Origin of the sequence: Shewanella waksmanii, assembly GCF_043643685.1 — a bacterium.
In the GTDB taxonomy this organism is placed as follows: domain Bacteria; phylum Pseudomonadota; class Gammaproteobacteria; order Enterobacterales; family Shewanellaceae; genus Shewanella; species Shewanella waksmanii_A.
In genome coordinates this window covers 172,028-195,103 of sequence record NZ_JBHZSN010000005.1, presented here as the reverse complement: position 1 = coordinate 195,103, position 23,076 = coordinate 172,028, and the positions used below count along the sequence as shown (strand labels likewise).

The 23,076-nt window shown below is 45.4% G+C and carries 22 protein-coding genes; 13 read left to right on the top strand and 9 right to left on the bottom strand.

Features of this window, described 5'->3' with window-relative positions; translation table 11 throughout:
* Positions 1-4 precede the first annotated feature (4 nt).
* A complete protein-coding gene (locus ACHUFW_RS09635; RefSeq protein ID WP_394202558.1) occupies positions 5-457 on the top strand; it encodes a hypothetical protein in 453 nt (150 codons plus the stop codon).
* A gap of 47 nt (positions 458-504) precedes the next feature.
* Here ACHUFW_RS09635 and ACHUFW_RS09630 read toward each other — a convergent pair whose 3' ends face one another.
* A complete protein-coding gene (locus tag ACHUFW_RS09630) occupies positions 505-1,416 on the bottom strand; it encodes a helix-turn-helix domain-containing protein (protein ID WP_394202556.1) in 912 nt (303 codons plus the stop codon).
* Between the two features lie 317 nt (positions 1,417-1,733).
* On the opposite strand from ACHUFW_RS09630, the gene ACHUFW_RS09625 reads away from it, so the two are divergent.
* The 5 genes from ACHUFW_RS09625 to ACHUFW_RS09605 are packed head-to-tail and all read left to right on the top strand — an operon-like array spanning position 1,734 to position 8,470.
* Positions 1,734-2,684, top strand: a complete 951-nt coding sequence (locus ACHUFW_RS09625; RefSeq protein ID WP_394202554.1) for a DmsE family decaheme c-type cytochrome — start codon at positions 1,734-1,736, stop codon at positions 2,682-2,684.
* 11 nt (positions 2,685-2,695) lie between these two features.
* A complete protein-coding gene (locus ACHUFW_RS09620; RefSeq protein ID WP_394202552.1) occupies positions 2,696-4,693 on the top strand; it encodes an MtrB/PioB family decaheme-associated outer membrane protein in 1,998 nt (665 codons plus the stop codon).
* Between the two features lie 30 nt (positions 4,694-4,723).
* Positions 4,724-7,162, top strand: a complete 2,439-nt coding sequence (locus ACHUFW_RS09615; protein WP_394202551.1) for a DMSO/selenate family reductase complex A subunit — start codon at positions 4,724-4,726, stop codon at positions 7,160-7,162.
* Positions 7,163-7,172: 10 nt separating this feature from the next.
* On the top strand, positions 7,173-7,802 hold the full coding sequence (locus ACHUFW_RS09610) for a DMSO/selenate family reductase complex B subunit (protein WP_394202549.1): 630 nt from the start codon (positions 7,173-7,175) through the stop codon (positions 7,800-7,802).
* Positions 7,803-7,855: 53 nt separating this feature from the next.
* Positions 7,856-8,470, top strand: a complete 615-nt coding sequence (locus ACHUFW_RS09605; protein ID WP_394202548.1) for a TorD/DmsD family molecular chaperone — start codon at positions 7,856-7,858, stop codon at positions 8,468-8,470.
* A 17-nt stretch (positions 8,471-8,487) separates the two neighbouring features.
* Here the strand turns inward: ACHUFW_RS09605 and ACHUFW_RS09600 are convergent, their stop codons facing one another.
* Both ACHUFW_RS09600 and ACHUFW_RS09595 read right to left on the bottom strand, forming a co-directional pair.
* Positions 8,488-9,471, bottom strand: coding sequence for a helix-turn-helix domain-containing protein (locus tag ACHUFW_RS09600; protein ID WP_394202546.1), 984 nt, complete (start codon positions 9,469-9,471; stop codon positions 8,488-8,490).
* Between the two features lie 297 nt (positions 9,472-9,768).
* The gene (locus tag ACHUFW_RS09595) at positions 9,769-10,071 is read right to left on the bottom strand and encodes a hypothetical protein (protein WP_394202544.1); all 303 of its coding nucleotides are present in this window, start codon (positions 10,069-10,071) and stop codon (positions 9,769-9,771) included.
* A 202-nt stretch (positions 10,072-10,273) separates the two neighbouring features.
* On the opposite strand from ACHUFW_RS09595, the gene ACHUFW_RS09590 reads away from it, so the two are divergent.
* Positions 10,274-11,230: a LysR substrate-binding domain-containing protein gene (locus ACHUFW_RS09590; protein WP_394202542.1), complete on the top strand. Its 957-nt coding sequence runs from the start codon at positions 10,274-10,276 to the stop codon at positions 11,228-11,230.
* A 12-nt stretch (positions 11,231-11,242) separates the two neighbouring features.
* On the opposite strand, the gene ACHUFW_RS09585 is transcribed toward ACHUFW_RS09590, so the two are convergent.
* Complete coding sequence (locus ACHUFW_RS09585) at positions 11,243-11,674, bottom strand: Lrp/AsnC family transcriptional regulator (protein WP_394202540.1); 432 nt, start codon at positions 11,672-11,674, stop codon at positions 11,243-11,245.
* A gap of 157 nt (positions 11,675-11,831) precedes the next feature.
* On the opposite strand from ACHUFW_RS09585, the gene yjeH reads away from it, so the two are divergent.
* On the top strand, positions 11,832-13,079 hold the full coding sequence (yjeH, locus tag ACHUFW_RS09580) for an L-methionine/branched-chain amino acid transporter (protein WP_394202539.1): 1,248 nt from the start codon (positions 11,832-11,834) through the stop codon (positions 13,077-13,079).
* A gap of 8 nt (positions 13,080-13,087) precedes the next feature.
* On the opposite strand, the gene ACHUFW_RS09575 is transcribed toward yjeH, so the two are convergent.
* Together ACHUFW_RS09575 and ACHUFW_RS09570 are read right to left on the bottom strand one after the other, a co-directional pair.
* A complete protein-coding gene (locus ACHUFW_RS09575; protein ID WP_394202538.1) occupies positions 13,088-13,552 on the bottom strand; it encodes a tellurite resistance TerB family protein in 465 nt (154 codons plus the stop codon).
* 121 nt (positions 13,553-13,673) lie between these two features.
* Entirely contained in the window at positions 13,674-14,195 is a 522-nt protein-coding gene (locus ACHUFW_RS09570) for a DUF2780 domain-containing protein (RefSeq protein WP_394202537.1), read from the bottom strand.
* A gap of 164 nt (positions 14,196-14,359) precedes the next feature.
* Between ACHUFW_RS09570 and ACHUFW_RS09565 the strand changes: the two genes are divergently transcribed.
* From ACHUFW_RS09565 to ACHUFW_RS09555, 3 genes are all read left to right on the top strand, one after another.
* The gene (locus ACHUFW_RS09565) at positions 14,360-15,073 is read left to right on the top strand and encodes a hypothetical protein (RefSeq protein ID WP_394202536.1); all 714 of its coding nucleotides are present in this window, start codon (positions 14,360-14,362) and stop codon (positions 15,071-15,073) included.
* Positions 15,074-15,106: 33 nt separating this feature from the next.
* Positions 15,107-16,558 carry a DUF4145 domain-containing protein gene (locus tag ACHUFW_RS09560; protein WP_394202890.1) on the top strand — a complete coding sequence of 484 codons (1,452 nt, stop codon included), beginning with the start codon at positions 15,107-15,109 and terminating at the stop codon, positions 16,556-16,558.
* A gap of 366 nt (positions 16,559-16,924) precedes the next feature.
* On the top strand, positions 16,925-18,211 hold the full coding sequence (locus ACHUFW_RS09555) for a hypothetical protein (protein WP_394202534.1): 1,287 nt from the start codon (positions 16,925-16,927) through the stop codon (positions 18,209-18,211).
* On the opposite strand, the gene ACHUFW_RS09550 is transcribed toward ACHUFW_RS09555, so the two are convergent.
* Positions 18,201-18,533 (bottom strand): hypothetical protein, encoded by a 333-nt coding sequence (locus ACHUFW_RS09550; protein WP_394202533.1) that lies wholly within the window; start codon positions 18,531-18,533, stop codon positions 18,201-18,203. The two genes, ACHUFW_RS09555 and ACHUFW_RS09550, sit on opposite strands and share 11 nt — an antisense overlap.
* Positions 18,534-18,697: 164 nt before the next feature.
* Complete coding sequence (locus ACHUFW_RS09545; protein WP_394202532.1) at positions 18,698-19,666, bottom strand: LysR substrate-binding domain-containing protein; 969 nt, start codon at positions 19,664-19,666, stop codon at positions 18,698-18,700.
* Between the two features lie 142 nt (positions 19,667-19,808).
* On the opposite strand from ACHUFW_RS09545, the gene ACHUFW_RS09540 reads away from it, so the two are divergent.
* Positions 19,809-21,011 (top strand): multidrug effflux MFS transporter, encoded by a 1,203-nt coding sequence (locus ACHUFW_RS09540; RefSeq protein WP_394202530.1) that lies wholly within the window; start codon positions 19,809-19,811, stop codon positions 21,009-21,011.
* Between the two features lie 117 nt (positions 21,012-21,128).
* Here the strand turns inward: ACHUFW_RS09540 and ACHUFW_RS09535 are convergent, their stop codons facing one another.
* Entirely contained in the window at positions 21,129-22,112 is a 984-nt protein-coding gene (locus tag ACHUFW_RS09535; RefSeq protein WP_394202528.1) for a hypothetical protein, read from the bottom strand.
* 208 nt (positions 22,113-22,320) lie between these two features.
* On the opposite strand from ACHUFW_RS09535, the gene ACHUFW_RS09530 reads away from it, so the two are divergent.
* The gene (locus ACHUFW_RS09530) at positions 22,321-22,923 is read left to right on the top strand and encodes a tRNA-uridine aminocarboxypropyltransferase (RefSeq protein ID WP_394202526.1); all 603 of its coding nucleotides are present in this window, start codon (positions 22,321-22,323) and stop codon (positions 22,921-22,923) included.
* Positions 22,924-23,076: the final 153 nt, after the last annotated feature.

Below are 23,076 nucleotides of genomic sequence, written 5' to 3'. Positions count from 1 at the left end.
GGTTATGAGTGTAATTCGATCGGTCGCTGGACAATGGCAAAAGGCTGAGTATGCCCACCAACTGCATCTTTTTATTAAGCAGGAAGAGCCGTTGAGCCATTTGTTTGTGGGAGCCACTTCTAGTACTACAGTGTGTAACCTGATTGCCGCGATGATCGAATTACCGCCATTATCGAAAGATCAGCAGTATGAGTTAACGCTGCCATTGGTTTTTCAAGGTCTGTTTCAAAGCTTTTTGTTGCTGTTTGTCAAAGAAGTTGATCAGCAAGCGCTTTCACAGGCAGAACAACTCATTATGTCAATTACCGTGCATTTTGCTAATCACATCACTCAGCATGCAGACCAATATGATAATGCATTAGTCGACATGGGGTCGCGAGTGCTGTCGGCCATGTCTCAACTTGAACATCAACGTAACACTCAGCGCCGTTCGCAGCGCAATATGGGTCGTGGATAATTGTCCTAACTCATTCTTAATCCGCCTTTTCAGCCTGACTTCTCACCTTAAATAACATCGGCAGGTATCGCGCGCTTGGCGTTTTTTGTGGTACTGGCTCGCTGTTTTTCTACATATTGGCTTGGTGTCAATTCACACTGGCTCAAGAACAGCTTGGTTAGCCGACTAGGATCAATAAAGCCGCAGTCGCAAGCGGTACGTTTAATATTGCCGTGGTTATTGATCAAATGGTGTTTGGCATGTTGAAACTTCACTTGTTGAATAATCGTTTTTAGCGACAAGTCATGGGGTTTTATTTTGCGTTGCAACGTTCTTGGGGAGATCCCCAGCATAAAAGCTAAGTTATTTACATTGAGTTGTTGTGGCGATATTGCATTTGCTGCAGCCACAATTTGATCTTTAATACTGACCATTGAGTTTGATAGCGCCGGTACTAGCTGCTGGTTTATTTCGTGTTTGGCTTTTTTGGCGATAACAATTAAATTTTCAATTTTGTACTGCGCTAGATTATTAATGCAGGTGTATTTTTGATATTGATTTAATTCATATGGCATATGAAATTCAAACTGAGTTTTATTCTCAATGCTATCTTGCATTAATAATGCTTCTAAAAAACTCTTTAGCATTAAGTCTTCATATATTGAATGTCGTGCTAGTTTCGCTCTTTTAGCGATTAGATAGACTGCTTGATCATCTTCATCAATCCGCCAATTGAGATTACCCACTTCCAATGCAATGTGACGATAAAAGTAGAATAACTGCTCAGCCGTAGAGCTTGCCTTTGGGTTGAGTCGCCTGAAGGTCTGCATCCAACGTTGCAGAACATGGGGTTCCATATCGGCGTAAAAGTGGCGATTTGTGCTGTTTTTCTCGATTGTATCGAATACGCGAATAGGTAAGTTGAGATTGGTAAAACTGAAATCATCCAACTGCAATATATGGCTGAACTCATCAGGCATGACAAAATGATTATTTTGACACTCTTCTAATATAGTTTTTGTTGTAATAGCTGGTCTTACTAAATAATTAAGCATTATAGATACCACTTATAATCTTGTGGTATTTCTACATCGCAATTATTAACTGTTCATTAATTCAGGTCACAAAATTATAAATGTATCAAAATTTAAATTCTAAAAATAATTGGAAGGCGATCAATGTTGTCGCGTTTTGGAAAACGATAGTTTAAAAAAATTAAATTAAGCGTCGTAATATTAATTTGTCTGGCCAACAAGTTAAATAAACATGCAACCTAAGTATATTTTAAGGTGTATTTATGAAATGGTATCGACGTTATATAGCCGTATTAAGCACCCTCCTCAGTCTCGGACTGCTGAGCTCCGCTCACGCGACGCCGTGGGACGACCTCAGTAGTGACCAGTTAGAAGCGACCTTAGTAGAGAAGTTCGCCGCAGGTGAGTACTCACCTAAAGGCGCAGACTCTTGCTTAATGTGCCACCGCCGCAGTGAAAAAGTGATGGCCATTTTCGATGGTGTTCACGGTCAAGGTAACAGCAGCCAGTCACCGATGGCCGGTCTGCAATGCGAAGCGTGTCATGGCCCACAGGGCAATCACAACAAAGGCGGCAAGGAGCCGATGATTAGCTTTGGCCCTGACAGCAAGCTGTCGGCCAGCGCCCAAAACAGTGTTTGCCAAGGCTGTCATAACGATGCCCAGCAAATGAGTTGGCACAGCTCGACCCACAACCTTGAAGAAGTGGCTTGCAGTGACTGTCACCAAGTGCATAGCGCTAAAGATCCGGTGATGGACAAGCTGACAGTGAATGACACCTGTACTAGCTGCCACAGCAAAGAAAAAGCGGACATGAACAAGCGCTCATCGCACCCACTGAAGTGGGACCAGATGACCTGTGTTGACTGTCATGCTCCCCACGGCTCGATGAGTGAAAGTGCGCTGACAAAACCGACGGTTAACGATACCTGTTACAGCTGCCATGCAGAAAAACGCGGTCCATTTCTTTGGGAGCACGCGCCGGTAACGGAAGACTGTGTGACCTGTCATAACCCGCACGGCAGTGTGAACGATGATTTATTGAAACATCGCGCCCCTCAGCTTTGCCAACAATGTCATGCCAATGATGGCCATGCGAGTCGCGTGGTGCCAGAGCCAGGTATGGATGCATTCGGTGGCGGTAAGAGCTGTTTGAACTGTCACGGCCAAATTCATGGCTCTAACCATCCTTCAGGCAGCTTGCTGCAACGCTAACGGAGAGCAAGATGAAGTTATTCAAAATGAATGTTATCACGCTGTCGATAATGGCGGTGTCAGGCTCAGCGATGGGTGCCGACTTCGGTGTGGGTAATGCTAATACCTCATCGGTGAACCAGAGCAAGTATGAGTGTAAACGCTGTGGTGACAATAACGGTTACCAAGGCCGTGTCAGTGTGTCGGCGGGCTACAACAATATCAGCGATATCCATGCCGGTAATGCGTTAGGCACCGCAGAAGATGGCGCCATTGGCGCGGTGAGCGGTGATGTGCGTTACCAAGATGAATCAGGTTATCGCGGTCAACTGCAAGCGCATCAATTAGGGATGGACAACGGCTTTTTAAGCTTAAGTGCTGGTAAAGCGGGGTTGTATGAGTTGGCGTTTGATTACAGCAACTTAAAGACCTACCAAGCGGGTGATGTGCAAAGTCAGCTGTGGCACAACAACGGCATGTTGACGCCGAGCGTGAGTGTGAATCAGTTTGATTTAGCCCTTGAGCGGGAAAAGATAGGCCTAGGTTTTGACTATGGCCGCGACTTTTATCGCGCGTCAGTGAGCTTTAGCCAAGAAGACAAAACTGGCCATCAGTCGAGCAGCATTGTGACGCCAAGCCCAGTGAACTTTGGTTTACCGGTGGATGCAACGACCCGTCAGTGGGATGCAGGCTTAGCGCTGAACGGTGACAACTGGATAACCGAGCTGAGCTACATGGGCAGCTTTTACGAGAACAACATCAACCACTTGAGCTTACCGCATCTTAACGATGTGTACGCTGCCAGCCCAGACAACCAAGCTCACCAAGTGTCACTGTCGGGTCAATACCAGCTAAACCGCACGGTGATGAGCGGCCGCTTAGTGACCGGGCGGATGATACAAGACGATGACCTTATCCAGATGAGCGGCAACCCGCTGCAAAGCTGGGATGGACAAGTGGACACCTTAGATGGCCGCTTAGCGGTGACGTCGATGCTGACCAACCGTTTACGCATTGGCGGTAGCGTGGATTACAGCAAGCGCGACAACAAGAGCTCAGTGGCGGAGTTTGCCCAGTACAACTTCAACAGTGTCACAGGGGCCTTTAGACAAAACACCCCACGGGATTATGAGCGCAACACCTACAAGGTGAACGCCAGTTACCGCATCGCCAGTGGCTACCGTATCCAAGCAGGTTATGACCGCAAAGAGGTGGAGCGTAGCTTCAGTGAGCGTGAAGAGACGCATGATGACAGCTTGTGGATGAAGTTTAACGTGCGTGCGTTTGACAACTTCAACATCAACTTAAAGGCGGAGCATGCTAATCGCGGCGGCTCTGAGTATGAAGCAGATGCACTGACTTCATCAGAGCAAAACGCCTTGATGCGCAAGTACTACTTAGCTGACCGCAAACGCAATGCGGTGGAGTTGAGTGTTAACCACAGTCCAGTGCATTGGATGAGCTTAGATATCAACACCCGTTATGCCAAGGATGACTATGACGAGACACAAATCGGTTTAACTGAGTCGGAAGACTACGGCTATGACGTGAGTGTGAGTTTGCAGTTGAGCAAGCATGTGAACGCTTATGGTTTTGCCGGTCAGCAGTGGATTAACTCAGCTCAGGCGGGCAGTCAGTCATTTGGCACGGCGGATTGGTATGGCGACATTGAAGATGAGTTTACCAACATAGGTGCGGGTTTGAGCTATGGCGGTTTGATGCAAGACAAGCTGACCTTGGGGCTGGATTACCTGTTTAGCAACTCGGTGAGTGACACCTATGTGACGACAGAGGGCACACGTCCTTATGGCGATTATTACAGCTATAACCACAGTGCGAGTGTGTATGCGGACTATGCGCTGAATGAGCAGATGGCATTGAAGTTGAGTTATCGCTACGAGCGTTACTACGACACAGATGCAGCGGTAACGGACATCAATAGTATTCCAGGTTTAGTGACCTTGGGTGACATCAATCATGACTATAACGCACACCAAGTGATGTTGTCGTTTAGCTACAAATTGCGTTAATCGCAAGCAGTGAACTACGAGGATAGAGGTATGGAACGTAGAAGTTTTTTGAAAGCGAGTGCAGCACTGGGTTGTGCGGCAACAGTAACGGGTTGTAAGACGAGCTCGGATGATGCCAATGTGAATCCACCTGAGCCACCAGTGACGGATGAAGTGCAGTCATGGTCTGCTTGTCTAGCCAATTGTGGCTCTAACTGCCCATTAAAGGTGTATACCTTTGATGGCAAGATCACTCGCATTGAGAGCGAAGATACAGGTGATGATAGTTTTGGAAATCATCAGATCCGCCCGTGTGCTAGGGGCCGCTCGAACCGCAAACGTGTTTATAACCCAGATCGTTTGATGTACCCAATGAAACGTATTGGTAAGCGTGGTGAGGGCCGATTTGAGCGGATCTCATGGCAACAAGCGACCTCTGAAATTGGGGCTAAGTTAAAAGGGATTTATGACAGTTACGGTTCGCGCTCGGTTTATTACATGTATCAATCAGGGGCTTATTATGACTTGAATGGCGCATCCTCCTGGCGACGTTTGCTCGGTACTATGGGTGGTGCCTTGGGGTACTACGGCAGCTACAGCTCGGCGCAAGTTGCCCGCATGTTCCCGCTAGTTTATGGCAGCGGTGCACGCTCAACCGTACTAGAGATGATGCACAGCGACCTGTTTTTATTCTTCGGTTATAACCCATTAGAAATACGCCAAAGCGGTTCGGGTGAGGGCTATGAATACGCTTACTTCCGTGAGAAGAATAACGTCAAAACGATCAATATTGATTGCCGCTATAACGATACACTAGCGGGTCAAAACATGGAGTATCATCCTTGCCGTCCAGGCACTGATGCTGCGCTATGTGCTGGTATTGCTTACCACCTTATTGAAGCCAACTTGATTGATGAGCAGTTCCTCACAACTAAGTGCTACGGCTTTAGAGCAGAAGCTGCAATTCCAGAAAAAGGATTAGAGGCGTTACCTTATGAGCGTAGTTACGAAGCCTATATTCTCGGTTTAGGAGAGTTAGACTCGCAGCCAAAAACTCCAGAGTGGGCTGAGCGTATTTGTGGCGTGCCTGCAGCGAATATTCGCAGTATTGCCGAGCAGCTTGCTGCAGCTAATGCACCGTATGTTGTCGGTGGCTATGGTATTAACCGCCAAGCGAATGGCGAGCACAGCGTATGGGCAATTGCCGCGCTTTGTATGTTGGTTGGCGCATTGGGTAAACGTGGCACGAGTACAGGGCATATGCCTAATTCTGCTAAGGCGCTGTATTCTTCAGGGCTACCTAACGTACCAAGCAACACAGAGAAAGCGAAAATTTCGGTATTCTCATGGCCTGATGCCATCTTAGATGGTGAAAACATGACGGTGTTTAAAGATGGCGTGCAGCTACCTGCAGATGAGTTGGACGAGAACGGTGACGGCAAGTTAGGAGCCAACCTAAAGGCGATCATTAACTTTGCAGGTAATACATTGCTTAACCAGCACTCCGACTGCTTTGGTACCGCGAAAATTCTAGAGCGTGAAGATCTTTGTGAATTGATTGTGGTGAGTGAAAACCACATGACACCATCGGCTAAGTTTGCTGATTACCTACTGCCAGATAGTACTTGGCTAGAAAGTGATGATGTTGCTAACCAGTCCTACTCTGCTGGAGCGATGTCGGTGATCACACCGATGACCAAGGCCATTGAGCCATTAGGTGAATGTCGCAGCTCGTTTGATGTCTGTGCCGATATTGCAGAGGCGATGGGGACGAGAGCGGAATTTACTGAAGGTCGTAGTTATCAAGAAACCTTGAAGCACTACTACGAGACGTCAGTGGCACCTCAAGATCCTATTTTGCCACCCACGCTCGAAGAGTTCCAAGCTAAGGGGATCGTTAAGAAGTTTACCGAATCCAGTGTTAAAGACTGTGCTTTGTATGACTATGTTAATACAGGCGGAGAGCTCAATACTGCATCGGGTAGAATCGAAATGTTCTCTCACGCTGTCGATTTTATGAACAAGAATTGGCAAAAACCTGATTATGTTGTTGGTCTGCATATTCCGCCTATTCCCGCTTATATTGTCACCTGGGAAGGTTATGAAGACACCTCGCCTGAAATCGCTGATATGCCGTTGCTGTTAATTGGTCATCATACCAAAGGTCGAACTCACTCATCATTCCATAGTGTGCAGTGGCTGCGTGAAGCCGTTCACGATGCCGTGTGGGTTAACCCTGCTGATGTAACAGATTTCAGTGATGGCGACTGGGTTATTGTTGAGTCACTACGAGGTCGAGTGAAGGTACAAGCACGTGTTACGCAGCGAGTGATGCCGGGCGTTGCTTCATTGCCTCAAGGTGCGTGGTTTAATCCACAAAATGGCATAGATATTGGTGGTTGTGTGAACACCTTAACTGCCTATCGTCCTAGCCCAATTGCCAAGGCTAACCCTCAACACACTAACCGCGTCAAAATCTATAAAGCATAGGAGCTAAAATATGTCTGATGTAACACAATACGGCTTCTTTTTTGATACCCGTAAATGTAATGGCTGCAAAGCTTGTCATATTGCTTGTAAAGATAAGTTTGATGCGGAGATGGGGGTTAAACCACGTCGTGTATATGAGTATGGCGGCGGTCAGTTTATTGAAGGAGCAAATGGCACCGTAACCTGTGACGTGTTTACCTACTATATGTCAGTGAGCTGTAACCATTGTAGTGAACCAGTATGCGTGAAAGCTTGCCCAACAGGCGCTATGCATAAACGTCGTGAAGATGGCTTTGTCCATGTGGCAACGGACTTATGTATTGGTTGTGAAAGTTGTGCAAGAGCTTGTCCTTATGATGCGCCACAGTTAGACCATGTTCGGAAGGTCATGGTCAAATGTGATGGTTGCTTTGAGCGAGTAAAAGAAGGCAAACAGCCTTTGTGTGTCGCTGGCTGTACTCAGCGTGCGCTTGATTTTGGACCTATCGATGAACTGCGCAGCAAATATGGCGAACAAGCCAGTATTGCCCCCTTGCCAGCATCGAGTATTACAGCGCCAAACCTGATTATTGGTACTAGTGAAATCACTCGCCCTTCAGGCAGTATTGATGGTCGAGTTCAAAACCCTGACGAAGTTTAATCAGCGATGGGCCAGCAAGGAGAATGTGCTCTCCTTGCTGGTGCAAGGTTTACATGATGAGTAGTGAAAATAATTCAATTGTAGCTGCAAAATTTAACTGGCTTGCTAATGTTTTTTACCAAGTCCCAACCGAGGTAAGTTTGCAACTGATTGCGGAAAATATCGATCAGTGGCCTATTAATTCTGAAGCCAGTCGAGGCTTAATTCATCAACTTAAACAAAGTTGCCAAACAGAAGGTATAGACACCATTAAGCAAGACTTTCATCGGCTGTTTATTGGGCCGGGAAAGAAGTTAGTTTATCCGTGGGGATCGGTATATACCGATGAAGAAAAACTGTTGTTTGGCAGGACGACTATCGCCTGGGAGCAATTTTGTCGTCAGCATCAAATTGATATTAAGCCTGATTCCAATGAGCCGACAGATCATTTTGGCTTGTTCTTTGCGGCAATCTCAGCGGTGTTTACCAGTGAGCTTGAATCGATGGAGAAGTCAGCCTTGGTTCAGCAGATGTTAGATGAGCACTTTAGCCCGTGGGGACATAAAGTGTTAGCCGATATCAATCAACTGGCGAATACCGTATTTTTCAAGTGTTTTGCCCAATTAGCTTTGGAAGAGCTCAAGCCTTTAGCGCAAGTCAGCGTTGAAACCCCTTCAGTATTGCACTAATTAAACAGTCAGTTGGCCTATAGCCGACTGACTATCCCTGTTTTTGTGTCAATCATTTGATTGGCGCGCAATTGCTCTGAGTACTGTGACGGCGTGACCCCAGCAAAACTGCTAAATAACTTGGTTAGCCTGGCTTGATCTTTAAAGCCGCATTCTAACGAGGTCTTTTTGATATTACATTGATTTTGAATCAGTAAGTTGCGAGCCCGATTAAACTTCACCTCTCTGATGAGGTGACTTGCGGATAAGCCATGGGACTTTAAGGTTCGCTGTAAGGTACGTACCGAGGTATTGAGTACGAATGCCAATGAGTTCAAGTCCAGTTGATCGATAGCGACCATATTGGCTGCGGCGATCACTTTAGCATGAAGCGCTATTTGGCTAGGTGTCGAGCAATAATTTACCTGTTCTTTAATCTCCTGTTGACTCTTTTCTATGGTGATCGCCATTGCTCCAGCTTCAAAGGTGACATTGCTGAACATATCAACATATTTGCCGTAGAAATTGCGCTCAAAGGGTAATGCGATACTGATATTGCATTGCTGGTCATCGGGGGAGAGAGAAATCAGTTTGGAAACGAAGTTAAACAGGATGAGGTCGTCAAATTTGGTGCAGGCTTGCTTATGAGTTCGGCTGGCTGTCATCGTGAGACTGGTCGGCCTGTCGATGAGTTGCCAATCAACACTGGCGATTTTTCCTGGGTATATAGCATGAAAATTGGCTAGTTGACCGCAGTGGCTATTATTGTCTCGCAACTGACTTTTAAAGAAGTTAACCCACCGAGTCTCTATTAGCTCAACAATATCAAAGTAGAATATATCGTTATCACTGTTCTTTTCAATAGTTTCTAAGGCTTGAGTTACCATATTCATACTAATCAAGTCTTCATCATTGAGTAAGCCTATGCGATTAAACTCTTCAGGCATCGAAAAGTTGGCTTGCTGGCAATACTCTAATATGATTTTTGTTGATATTGCGGGTCTAACTTTATAATTGATCATTGTTTTTATACTTCTTTATAAGTTAGTTTTTGAGCTGTATTTAACTCTATATGATTATTTATAATTTTTTAGCTTTTTAGTTTGATCGCTGTCACGCTTGACGCTTTACAGCAATTGATTGTCATATTCCTTTTAGTCTATTTATATATCATCTCATGTATATACGAAGTGACAGCAGTATATTGTTGGCTTGTTGTGTTAATCGATGAGGCGATGCTGTTTATGTGTTATTCGATGAATTGCTTGATATAAAGGCCCGCGCCTGATGAGTAGCGCGGACCTTTTGCAGGGAAAGCATTAATCTTGTAGTTGTTCGTATTGTTGCATATTCATCTTTTCTGCCAGATCGTCTGGGTTGTGATGGCATAAACCACAGTCTTTCTCTAGGGTTGCCTTACTAGGGAGAACAGGTGGTAAATCGTTACCTTCTCGCCAACGGTGGCAGTCCATGCAGGTGATAGCATCAATATGGTGTTCAGTATCAATCCAAATATGGGCAGGTGTTTGTTGCCATTTTTCATCATGGCATTCGTTACAACTGTCTAATGCATATGCTGAACTAAAAACAAAAATGAGTAAAAATGCAGATAGTTTTCTCATGCGTACCACCTTAAATAAAATATTGATTTTATTGGCTGCCAATACTTCCTTTGCTTCGTTTAACTCTATGACTGTATTTTAACGTAACTTCTTGTTTGTTTAAGATTCTTATGTGGTATTTGTTGTGTCGTGCAATATTTTTATTAGCTGGAATTTGATATTTCGTTTCCTGAAAATAACCTATAATTAATTGGCGAAAACTATGTTGAATGTTGACCTTGAAACCTTGCTTATTTTTAAAACCGTCTATGAGACCGGTTGTTGTGGCTCAGCGTCTAAAAAGTACCAAGTTTCCAACTCTAAAGTGACACGCTGTTTAACCGTGATGAGAGATTATTATCGGGACTCTTTATTTATTAGAAAAAAAGACGGTTTTTTACCAACTAAAAAGTCAGTTGAAATATATCCATACATTTGTGAAATTGTTGAAACTTACCGAAAGATAAGCTTATTAGATGATGTTGATAATATTAAGAACGAATGTGTCATTGCGGTACCGTCAACCTTATCGGTGGGATTACCTGAGTATATAGATTTAGAGTTTCCTGAAATAGAAACCGATACCACAGTGACAATAAAGCCACTGAGAAACATTGCTTGTGAAGATCTACTCCAAGGTAATATCTCCCTTGCGATAATACAGCAGGAAAATGTCAGTATCAGAGCCGGTCTGCAGAAGCACAGCAGTGAAATCAATTGTAAGCCAATCGGACAAGGGGAGAGTGTCTATATTGTTGCTCAAGAAAACCATCCGCTTTGGCAAACCGATATTATGCTGACTAATATCGCTGAGTACCCGTTTATTATTACTGCTGTTGCGGGTTTTAATGACAAACTCGATCCTTTTGAAGCCTATTGCGAAGCGCAAAATATACCGCTACGCACAGTGCATAAAACTCACAGTTTGGCAGGCCTAATCGGTAAGCTTCGCCAAAGTTTGTGTGTCTCCTTCATCGGCACCCAATGTGCGGCCGAGTTTGTCGGGTTAATGCAAGGTTTGCGGGTGCAAAAAATGGACGATGAACAATATCAATTGCTGCATTCTATCGTGAATAAACCCAGCTACTCTATGGTATATCGCTGCAAGGATGAAGCCTATTTTCCCGAAGCGTTTACCGATAAATTAGCCGGTTTCATCGGGGCTCAAATCGGCAAGTAGTGGTTAGTTGATTTAGCTACCTTGGTTGTCAATCCATTCGCTCATGACCACATGGGTCTTGATTTTGATGATATCGGTTTGTGCATCAATGTATTCACGAATTTCATGCAGTCGCTTCATGGAACTGGCCTGAACATAAACTAATAGATCCATATCTCCGGTGATCCCGCGGCAAGTGATGATTTCAGGTATGGTTTGAAACACATGCACGACATCTGCACATCGCGGGCAGCGGTGTTGGATTTCAAAATAAGCGGAGACTCCCTCTTTTTGTGATTCACTGAGTAATACTTGATAGCCGCGAATAATGCCATTGTGTTCCAGTTTTTTGATCCGTTCAGACACGGCACTGCGAGACAAGCTTACTGCTTCGGCAATATGGGAAATACTATGGCGTGCGTTTTGTCTTAGCTGGGCAATAATGGCTTTGTCAAACTTGTCCAATGGCGAATCCTTATCCATAAACCAGCAAATTGATGGTTTTTATTGATATAACCGTCATATTGTCGGTTTTATATTGGTTATTGTTGGTTAACTCCAACAGTATGTCTGTACAGCTAAGTCTATACTAACGCTATTGAAAACCACACTATTATTGATTATGACACAGATCCAAGGAAACATTGGCCGTTGGCAAGGTGCCGGTTTGATGGCCACCACTTTGTTGGGCACCGGGGTATTTATTCTGCCGCAAATGACCATAGCAACCGCCGGAGTCGGGGCGCTATGGGCTTGGCTTGGATTAACCATTGCTATATTGCCTGTTACGTTAGTATTTGCACGCTTAGCAGGCGTATTTCCCCATGCAGCTGGGCCAGCTTACTTTGTGGAGCAAGCTTTTGGTAAGGTGGCTGGCCGCACAATAGGATTGATCTTCCTACTTGTGGTGCCTTTAGGCGCACCAGCAGCAATCTTGATGACATTTCAGTTTGTCAATGAGCTGGTGAGCTTGTCAGGTTGGTACCAATTGCTGACTGAGTTGTTATTACTGAGCTTACTTTTGTTGTTGAACCTACGAGGCATTCAGGTTTCGGCCAAACTGCAGTTTGCATTGACCTTAGCTATCGTTGCCGTTGTTGTTGCGATGTTCGGTAGTGGCGGAGCAAATCTGTCTCAGCTGGAATTAACTGTAGAGGCGGACTTTGATTTTGGCCTAATTATGGCTGCGGCGGGGATTGCGTTTTGGAGTTTTCTTGGGGTTGAAGCGATGACCCATTTGGCAAATGATTTTAAAAATCCCAGAGCGGATATGATTCCAGCAATGATGTTAGGCACAGGGCTTGTAGGGCTAGTGTACTTAGCCTGTACGCTATTACTGTTGTTTGCTCCGCAAACTGAAGGGTTAGCCATGGTCGCAGCATTTGACCAGCTTTTAGGTGGCTATGGTGCTCAAGTGATTGGTGTACTTGGTATTGCAGGCGGCTTGGCAACAGTGAATGTCTATACCGCCAGTGTCGCACGATTAGTGTGGAGCTTTAGTCGAGAAGGTGTTTTACCTCAATACTTTGACCAACTTAATCGACATCAAGTGCCTGTGCGTGCGCTAACGACCGTGTTAGCGGTGATGGCGGTGGTTATCATACTAACTCATGTTACTGGTCAAGAGTTAGAGCACCTGATTGCTTGGACCAACGGTGTGTTTGTTATTATTTATTTGGCGGCAATGTTAGCGGCCATCAAGCTATTACGACGTCGCTATATGCCGCTGGTTATCATGGGTATTGGTTTTTGCGTTGTGTTAATGGCCGCACTGGGAAGTAATATGCTGTATGCACTGTTGCTAACCATCGTTGTGGCAACAATCTTGACGGCAAAGTCTATTCGCCAGCATCGTAGATGCACGCAGTGATGTAAAGTTTAGCTTTCGCTGGTTCGCTGCGACTCTATTGCGATGTTACGCATCTGAATCAGTTCGCTGTGCTTGAGGTATAGTAGCTCAGCTGTGCGACGCACAATTTGGTCTTCATATTGGCAAAGTTGACCGTCAGCGTAGGCTAGTTGCCACATCGCCAGAATCAACTTTTGCTTTTGCTCAACGCTGCATTGTTGATTGATTTCTTGGGTGAACTCATACAGTGAAGTGGCATTGCCTTGAACAAGCTTAGCCTCACTGATTAACTCATTGGCCTGCTCAATAGAGAGTTGCATTGAGGAGGTTAGCAGCTGTGGTAATAACTCAGCTTCGTTGTCACTTAGGGTTTCGTCGGCATAAACCACTTCTAGCAGTAAACTCACCGCTGCTAGTTGCAATTGTCGCTCTTGCTCTTCAGGCGTGACCGCTTCGGTATGAGAAGTGAGAAATTGTTTCAGTTTTGCCAGCATAAAGATGCACCTAAATCGTGGATCACATTGGTTATTAGAGTTTCAGTATAAAAAAGAGTTCAGCATAATCGATTATGATGAACTCAATTTAATGTTAGCGTATCGCCTTTTCTTGTCTAGCTTAAAGCAGTGCACCTAATCCCTGCATGAGTAGGTCTGTGGTGCCAGCACCTGCGTGAGTGTCTACGTAACCTTTAAGGATGTCGACCATTGGCGCAGCAAGCTCTTTAGAGATACCAAGTTGCTCAAAGGCGTCGTATACCTGAGCGCCACCCTGTAATGAACTGCCTAAATCTCCCGCCTTGGCTAACAGGCCTGACATACCAGATGTGTTGTCTACTTCAGGTGCGGCTGACAATAATGTGTCGATACCAGGAATTGCGTTGGCAATAGGGCTAAATTGCTCGTTACCTAAGGTGGATTGCGCCAGTGCTAAAAGACTGCCTAACCCGCCTTCTGCTTGATTTTGATTGAGACCAAGTTGGGACATGACACTATCGACTAATCCACTTGACTGGCTTGCGGTTGTCTCTGTTTTGCTGGTTGCTTCTTTCTTGGTTAGATCGTCAAACCAACTAGCTTGAGCGGGAAAGGTGAGCCAGGTTGCACTCATGATTAGTAAAAATACAGCAGAAAGTCTCATTGTTTGCCATCCTATGGTTACAATCTCTAATTTAGAGAACCATTCTAGCGTATATTGTCACACAGTTTGCAGTTATTTTATGACATCAAGTTGTGCAAAAAACCTCAATTTTCGGTATCCTGTGCGACTTACTACATTGTTTTAATTATTTATTGGAAAGCCCCATGTCTTTGTCAGCGATATTAAGCGAAGCGTTTAATTTCTTTCGCAATCATATTAGCCAGTTAGCGATTCTTACTGTGCCCATTTTGTTTGTTCAAGTGGCGATTCAGCTATGGATTGGTATGGAAATGGCCAGTGCCGATTTGGAGAACCCACAATTTGGCGCCCCCCATATGGCTGCCATGATGGCATTGCTATTGGTGTTTTCATTGTTGATTGCAGCATTGACTTTGTTTTTAGAGTTGCGCTCCCAAGGTCATGATCCAAGCACTGGGCTTATATTGAAAACTAGCCTCAACTTCGTACCTGGTTTGCTATTAGCTGGGGTTTTCTCTGGCCTTGCAATCCTCGCTCCAGTGATGCTGTTTGCCGCTTTTGGGCCATTATGGCTTATCGGATTAACCATGAGTATCTATGTGTTTGCTCGGCTTGCTTTTGTCAACTTTATGGTGGTGGTAGAGCGGCTTACGCCACTTGAGGCCATTAAGGGGAGCTTTAAGTTTAGCGGTCCTATCGCCTTCAAAACCTTGATGATTTTAATGCTGTACATTCCGCTTTCACTGGTTGGTGGTACTTTCTCTCAAATTGCCCAAGGTGCAGGTTTTCCGGTGCAGTTGATTGTTGAAGTTGGTTTTGCTTTCGTTGGTTTATTTGTCAATGTGGCACTATTCCGTTTGTACATGGTGTCGCGTCCATCGGTGGATGAGCAAGTATAAATAATAGCGGCGTCTGTGGGTTGTCACTGATTGATTGGAGCGATGAACGTGTTAACGGATATTGAGTTTGTTACCCAGTTTTCAGCTGAATTAGGCGAAGACTATGGGGTTGCTAAAAGTTATGTTCGGGATGTCCCAACCCACGCCCTGTTGCATATTAGAAGCTTTACACACAAATTAACGGATCTACTGGCGGCCAGTAAGCAGATTATTTTTGATAGCCCTAACTTGTATGACCGTATTGAGCGGCTCAATCAACAGCGGGTTATTGATGTTCGGGTCACCCGAGCTTTACATCGACTGCGCAGTGACGGTAATCGTGGTGCCCACCCTGAAAAGTATCATTTAACCGCAGAGCAGCTGCAATCATTGGGTGAACGCTCAATCGAGCGGCTGTTGGGGCTGGTTGAGAGTTTATACCCCACATGCAAAACGCAGCCAGCACCTGAATATCACTTTGAGCCTTTTGATTCATTCGCTGGGCGAGATCTATGCTATCGCGCGGTAATGGAAGATGATGTAGAAGCGCAATACTTGTTGGGCATGTCACTAAAAACGCGAGCTTTGATGCAACGTGAGCAAGAGCAAGCGTTGGAGCAAAACAGGCTAGAAGAACAGTCTGTTGTCATTAAAAGTGATGGGTCATTTGCCAAGGCCGCTTATTGGTTTGGTCTGGCTGCAGCAAGTCACAATGATGCTATGCATGAACACGGTGTTGGCCTGATCCATGGTTATAGTGGCGATGCCGATGTCGCTGCTGGTGAGCAAGCTATTGCTCAAGCTGCTAAGGCTGGGGTTGCTAATGCTATGGCGCTATTAGGGTATTTTTATCTTGTCGGTGGCGAAACCATTCAAGCTAATAGCGCTGATGCGTTGCACTACTTACAAGCGGCAGCGGCGAAAGAGCAGTCTGAGGCGATGGCAAACTTAGGTGTGCTGTATTATCAGCAAGGTAATATGCCGCAAGCCTATCACTTTATCTCAAAGGCCGCGCAAGCTGGGTTTCCTCACGCTCAATACCACCTAGCACTGATGCTGGCTCGTGGTGAAGGCTGCCAGCAAGACTCCATTGCCAGCGAACAGTGGATGGCAGAGGCCGCAGAGCAAGGTCAATTAGATGCAATGCTGACGCGGGCGCAGCATATGCTCAATGATGACAATGCGTTTGGTAGTGACTTATCGCAAGCGGAGAAGTACCTCAGGGAAGTGGTGCGCTATGGCCACAGTGTCCCGGCGATGATTGAGCTGAGTATCGCTTTGGCTGATGGCATTTTAGGACGTATTGATGTGGTTGGTTCCGCGGCGCTATTGAATATGGCACGCAGTCGAGCCAATGATAAAGAGCAACAGGTGATCGCCCCGCTATGGCAATCCTTGCAGCAACAAGTGTTTAATGTGTTGGCGGTTACTGAGGATGCGGACGAGCGCCAAGCCTTGGTAAGAGCGCAAGAGCTGTTATCTGAGGAGCCATACCAACCTGTATAAGAAGTTGATCTACTCAGCGCGCTTTTGGCAATCTAATTCAAGGTCGGCTAATTCAAAGTGAGTACTGAAACAATGGTTGTTCGCTTGTGAAGTGATTCAACGCAGAAGTAGGCAGCCAAAAACGCGCCACAATGGCGAGTTTTAGTGCTTCTGATGCTGTGTTAACGAGCTTAACCGTAGAACAACTATGCTCTTCACTCGTCGCCTTGCCTCAGAAGCCCCCAATTCTCGCTGAGCGATCAAATCTTTATACAGATTGGTATAAATCCCAACATGAGCATTTTCTTCGTTTAACTTCATTTTATTGCATACAATATCCATTGGTAGTAGATTGAGCCATCATTGTTAACTATCAAAGGTGTTTGCGTGGGTGATTCGGGTCAGAACAGTGCGATTGTCAGTGCTCCATCCCAAGAGGGAGACAGTCAAAACAGCGTGCTTGATCAGCAGGCAGAGGCCTATGTTAAGCTTGTTTTAGCGGTGGGCTGTCACCAAAGCGACTATGTCGATGCCTATTACGGCCCCGCCAATTGGCGCAGCCAACAACGCAAACTGCCGCTATCTCTTTTATTGCAAACTGGCAAAACCATTGGGGTGCAACTGGCTGTATTGTCGCAGCAACCGTTATCTCGTTTGCAAACTCAACGCCTGTCTTTTCTGCAAATACAGTTAGATTCGGTGATGTTTTACATCGAACAATTACAGGGCAAGCAAGTGAGCTTTCGCCAAGAATCGGCGGGGTTATATGATGCGTTAGCGCCTGAGTGCCAGTTAAGTGATTTTGCAGTGACCTTGGCCAAGTTAGATAAGTTAGTGCCAGGTAGTGGTGATTTACGGCAACGTTTTGAAGCTTATCGTGCTCAATTTATTGTTCCTAGCCAGGCAGTACCTGAACTGTTCAATGCGTGTGTAGAGCAAGCACGCAAGCTGACACGTCAGCATATCAGCCTGCCGGAGACAGAAAGCTTCAAAATTGAATATGTCACGGATCAAATTTGGACTGCTTACAATTGGTATCAGGGTCAATACAAGAGTGTGATTCAGTTAAACCAAGATCAACCACTTTACCTAGAACGGGCTTTGGAGCTCGCTAGCCATGAAGGCTACCCCGGTCACCACGTATTTAATCTGCTCCAGGAGCAATCGCTAGTTAAGCAAAAGGGATGGATTGAATATGCGATTTATCCGCTGTTTAGTCCTATCTCATTTCTTTCTGAGGGCAGCGCCAACTACGCCCTAGCAATGATCATGACCGCTGAGCAGCGGCTGCAATTCGAACACCATGTGTTGTTACCGATTGCCGGTATCAGCGCTGATATTAAGCATTATCATAAAGTCATGGCCGTTTATAAACAGCTAGCCTATTTAGAAAACTATGTCTGTCAAAAGCTAACTGATGGCTATATTGACGTTGCGACCGCAGAAACATTACTGGTGCGATATGGGTTGTATTCTGACTCTCGAGCCGCACAACGAGTGAGGTTTTATCAGGCCAATCGAGCTTATGTCATCAACTATAATTTTGGTGAGCAAAGTGTTGAGAAATGGGTGATCGAGCAGCAAAAGCAGGGTGTGGGTCGTTGGCAAGCATTTGAGGCCCTATTGAGCGGGCCTCTGAGTGCGTCGCAAATTATTGCAGGCATTAGCCGTTAGGATCATGCTCAAAAGTACGGCCTTGGTGAGGACGTGGACTAAATTGGGATTCACGTTGCCCAAAGCGATGTGTTTGTTGCATTGGTTCAACATCCGCCTGTTGTTGACTAAACGACTGACGGTTGAATTTGGCTAATTGGCGTTTTAAAAACACGCGGCCAAACAGACTTAATGTGAGAAAGCTGATCGCGCCGATTAATAACACAAACGGCAGTGCGATAAGCACTAATGTCATTACTGCTAAGCCGATTACAAATGCTAACCAGCCTCTGCCACCGGAAAATCGTTGCAATGGGCTTTGGTTGAATTGGCTATAAATCATTGGGTACTCCTTGGTTACTCCCAGTCAGTCTGCCTATTTAACAAGCTAATTTCACGTTAATTCCATTTAATCTTGGCTGATAAATGTAACTGAGTTTTTCATTGTTGCGATGGCAATGATAGCAGGCAACAGATTAACCTAAGCTGAATCAGTCCATTTTGTGATTAAGGGTGACTGTCGCGAAATGCTTCTGCTACCTTTTGGCAAATGGTTTGTCGTATCCATTTATGTCCTGGTTCATCATTATTACGTTCATGCCATAACAGCACATAGGCCAGCGGCAAAAACTCAATGGGTAACGGTAACTCAACTAAAGGGTAAAGTTTGCTGGCATGCTGCGCAAAACTGGAGGGTAAGGTAAAGATTAAGTCGCTATGGGCGCAAATGCTCGCAGCGCCGTAAAAATCTGGCACCGTGGTACTTAAGCGGCGTCGATGCCCTAAGGTTGCTAAATGATAATCTAGCGCCCACCATTCATTACCCTCACAACGCACTTGTACGTGACTCATTTCTAAATAAACCGATAGATTCCATTGCCCTTGTTCTATGGCGGTTAATATCGGATGTCCCTGGCGGACTAAGCAAACCTGGTGGTCGGTAAACAGGGTCTGATGGGCAATGCCATCGGGCAGTTGTTCAACCCGAAAATCGGATTGCGGGTGAAGATCTCGGCCAGCGATACCGAAATCGATTTGCCCTTGCTGCAATGCCGGCATGGATTGTTCAAGCCAGAAGTAGGTGTCTAGGCGCAAGTTTGGCGCATTGCTTAATAGCGGGCCAATAAAATAGGGCATCAAGGTTTCATAGGCGCTTTCAACCATGGCAAATGAAAACTGTCGGGTACTGTTTGCTGGGATAAATTTGGGAGGCTGAGTCAGCTGATGTAAGCGTTGCAGCATATCTGGTAATTGCTGGCTTATTTGCATTGCGTGAGCAGTCGGCTTAAGTCCATGGGCCGTACGGATGAACAAGGGATCATCTAAAGTTTCTCGTAATCGATGCAAACTTTTACTCAGTGCAGACTGGCTAAGGTGCAAGCGGTTAGCTGCGCGGGTTACGCTGTGTTCTTCTAGTAAAACTTGCAAAATCACCAATAGGTTAAGATCGATTCTCGCCAGATTATCTAGGTTCATAGAGATATTCCTATATGGAAATTCAATTCTGAAATTATACCATTTCTGTTCATAACATTGTTTGGTTAAAATCTCCGCTCAATGAAACAACACACTATGCTTGGATAAGTGAGTCGCTAACAAGCCCTATATTGAGAAGATCATGCGTCGAAATTTGTTACCTATATTGATGTCTATGGTGGTACTAAGCCCACTGGCGATAGACATTTATCTGCCTTCTATGCCAACCATGGCTGCTGAGTTTTCGGTATCAGCCAGTGAGGTGCAATCGACCTTAGTGTTGTTTTTGTTTGCCATGGGGGTTGGTCAAATCCTGATTGGCCCCTTAGCTGACCGTTTTGGACGTCGACCAATTGCCTTGGCTGGGGTGTTGCTTTATATCGCCAGCAGTATTTTGGCTGCGGTTGCCATGGAGTTCCACTGGTTGCAAATTGCTAGGGTGCTGCAAGGGCTCGCCGCTTGTTCCACCTCGATTGTGGTATTTAGTGCGGTGCGAGATTGCTTTACCCCGAAAGAAGGGGCGCGTTACTACAGTTATCTCAATGGGGTTATTTGTGTCATTCCGGCATTGGCTCCGACATTGGGCGGCTTGCTGGCGTTGCAGTTTGGTTGGCGTTCAACCTTTGTGTTTATGATGTTGTATGCAGTAATCATCATGATTCTAATCGGTTATCGTTTACCTGAGACTCGCCCTGAAAACACCATTACCAGTGGGCCGTTATACCGTTGGGCACGTTATCAACCTGTGTTACAAGAGCCGCACTTTCTATTTTATGCCTTTGCTTGTATGGCAGGTATGGCAGCGATATTAACGTATGTTTCATATTCTCCGGTGTGGTTGATTGATCGCCTTGGGGTCTCTGAACTGACATTCAGTGGCCTTTTTGGGCTTAATGCCGTGGTCAATATTGTTGCCTGTTTTGTCGCACCTATGGTGATCACACGTCTTGGTAATCGACCAACTGTCATTGTGGCATTGGTTGCAATGTTGATATCGGCGCTATTACAAGTGGTGGTGCAACTTGTGGGGCCGCAACAGGGCTTAGCTGCAGCTTTTGCCTTTATGTTACCTATGATGCTGCTGTGTATCGGTTTTGCATTATTACTCGGGCCAGCTACTAGCATGGCACTGTCAGCATTTGGTGAGCGAGCCGGGACGGCAACTGCCACATTAGGCTTTATTCAGATGAGTGGTGCGTCACTGTTAGCGGGCTTGGTACAGCAAACGGCGTTACCTGCTCCCTATGCGGTAGCATTGGTGATGGGTCTGCTTACCCTTGTGTTATTGGCGATGATGGCGATGCCCAAGTTAGATCATTGGCATCAAGAGCAACATCATCATTAAATTGCGCGGCAGTGACTAAAGTTGCTGCTAGCAATATCACTAAGTGATCTCTTACCCTATCATCTTAGTGTTAACCTTCGACGCGACTGCTAACCACAGTCGCGTCTTTTTGCTGTATTAGAATCTACCGATGAGGCTGGCGCCGGCGGAAAAGCCGTCTAATGTGCCATCAAACCTGTCACCAAAAAACTGTTCTGCATGAAATTGAGCTGCTAGGTGATCAGAAAATTGCCACCAGTAGGCGGTGTTGAGGCTATATTGGTCAGTATTAATGCGGCCACTTTCATAATAGCCATTGTTGCGGTCAGAACTTGACTCGTAGCTGCGCTCTAACCACTTGTAGTTTGCGCCCAATGACCACGAGTTATTAATGTACCAATCTACTGATGCAGAAACCGTATATAAATCAGCCTGATAGCGGGTTGTTGTTGGGCGGGACTGCTGATGACCCAATAAAGTCTTTTCTATGTCTTGTTTTTCGCCAACAAGATTGAAGTAAATACCTGAGGTAGTCTCGAAGCGGATATAGTGTTGGTACTCAACCCCAAAACTATCAATGGTCATTTCTTCGCTGCTAATTAAGTTATCTAACGTCTTATATGAATCCCCCTGTGACTGGTTACTATAGAATAGCGTCAATGATGCTGCATCATTGAGATAATAGCCGAGTGACACACCGTATTCATCACTGTCTTGCGAGTAAGTATCCCTAACTTGAGCAGGCTTTGACTGTAGATATTGCCCACCAATAAACCAGCCACTATAGAACACATAAGCGGCATCGATGCCATAAAAATCGCTATCGGCTTTTGCGCCGCCTGGTAACGAGTCTTGTTGAGCAGTATAAAATGCGCCTATTTGAGTGCTTTGGGCCAAAAAGCCGTTGAGTGCATAGGGACTATTGGCCACATCGACATCATCAAGGTAGTAGCGATAATTGACTTGCCACAGTTCACTGCCTGTCAGATAGCTGTCTATGTTATCATTGTTGATATAACTCAGGTCAGCTTGATGATTGAATTGGCCTGTTCCGGCAAACGCCACAGAGGGGGCTGCTAGCATGGCGGTAGCAATGGCGAAGTGTTTAGCAAATTTATGCATATGACATCCTTGTTATTGTTGAACTGTTTAGCAACCCGTTAAATGTTGATTCTGTTACTAAACAGTGACTGCGTTATGTTAGCGAAGCGCTGAAAGCTAGCTAACTTAATCTTCAACTTGTGCATTAAGCTATCATTTAACAGGCTGATACATATAAGAATTAATTGAATCAAACTGTATCAACACTATTTTGAATCGTTGGGATCTCATGTCTAGAACCTGTTGTGACGGCTGCTCGTTTCCGCTAAATACCTGTATTTGCCATGTCATAAGACCACTGACAAATCAGCAAGAGTTGATTGTGATGCAGCACCCTAGTGAAGTGGGTCATGCTAAAAACAGTGTGCGCCTGATGCAGCTGGTGCTGAGTAATCTAAAAGTGTTTGTGGGCGAAACAAGTACTGATTTTGCTGAACTGCAAGATTATTTGGACCAGTGTGGTAAGTCGGTTTATTTGATTTACCCTAGTGAAGATAGCCAAGAGTTTGGCCAAGTTGCTGTGCCCAACAATGCGGTGTTTATTTTGCTGGATGGAACCTGGCGCAAAGCCTACAAACTATTGCAACTTAACCCGTGGTTAAGCCAGTTCCCCGCCTTACATTTTGATTTGGAGTCAGCTTCGAACTATACCATTCGCAAAGCCAGTCGCAGTGATAGTTTATCGACCTTAGAGGCGGCAGCAATGACATTGAAACAGCTAGATCAAGCAGTAGATGTTACACCGCTGACCGATGTACTTGCCGCCATGGTGAATGGCCGTTTAGCTGCAATGCCTGCAGACGTGCGTCAACGTTACCTAACATCTCGCTGAACGACTAAGTTTTACAACCTATCAATCTGATCAAGATAGCTTTTTGGATTTACTGCCTTTTTGTGATGTATATCAGGGCTTACTGAATAAATCTGCGACTAGATCACGATATTTTTGTTTCAATTCAGGTTTAATGCTGCGGTCGCCCAATGG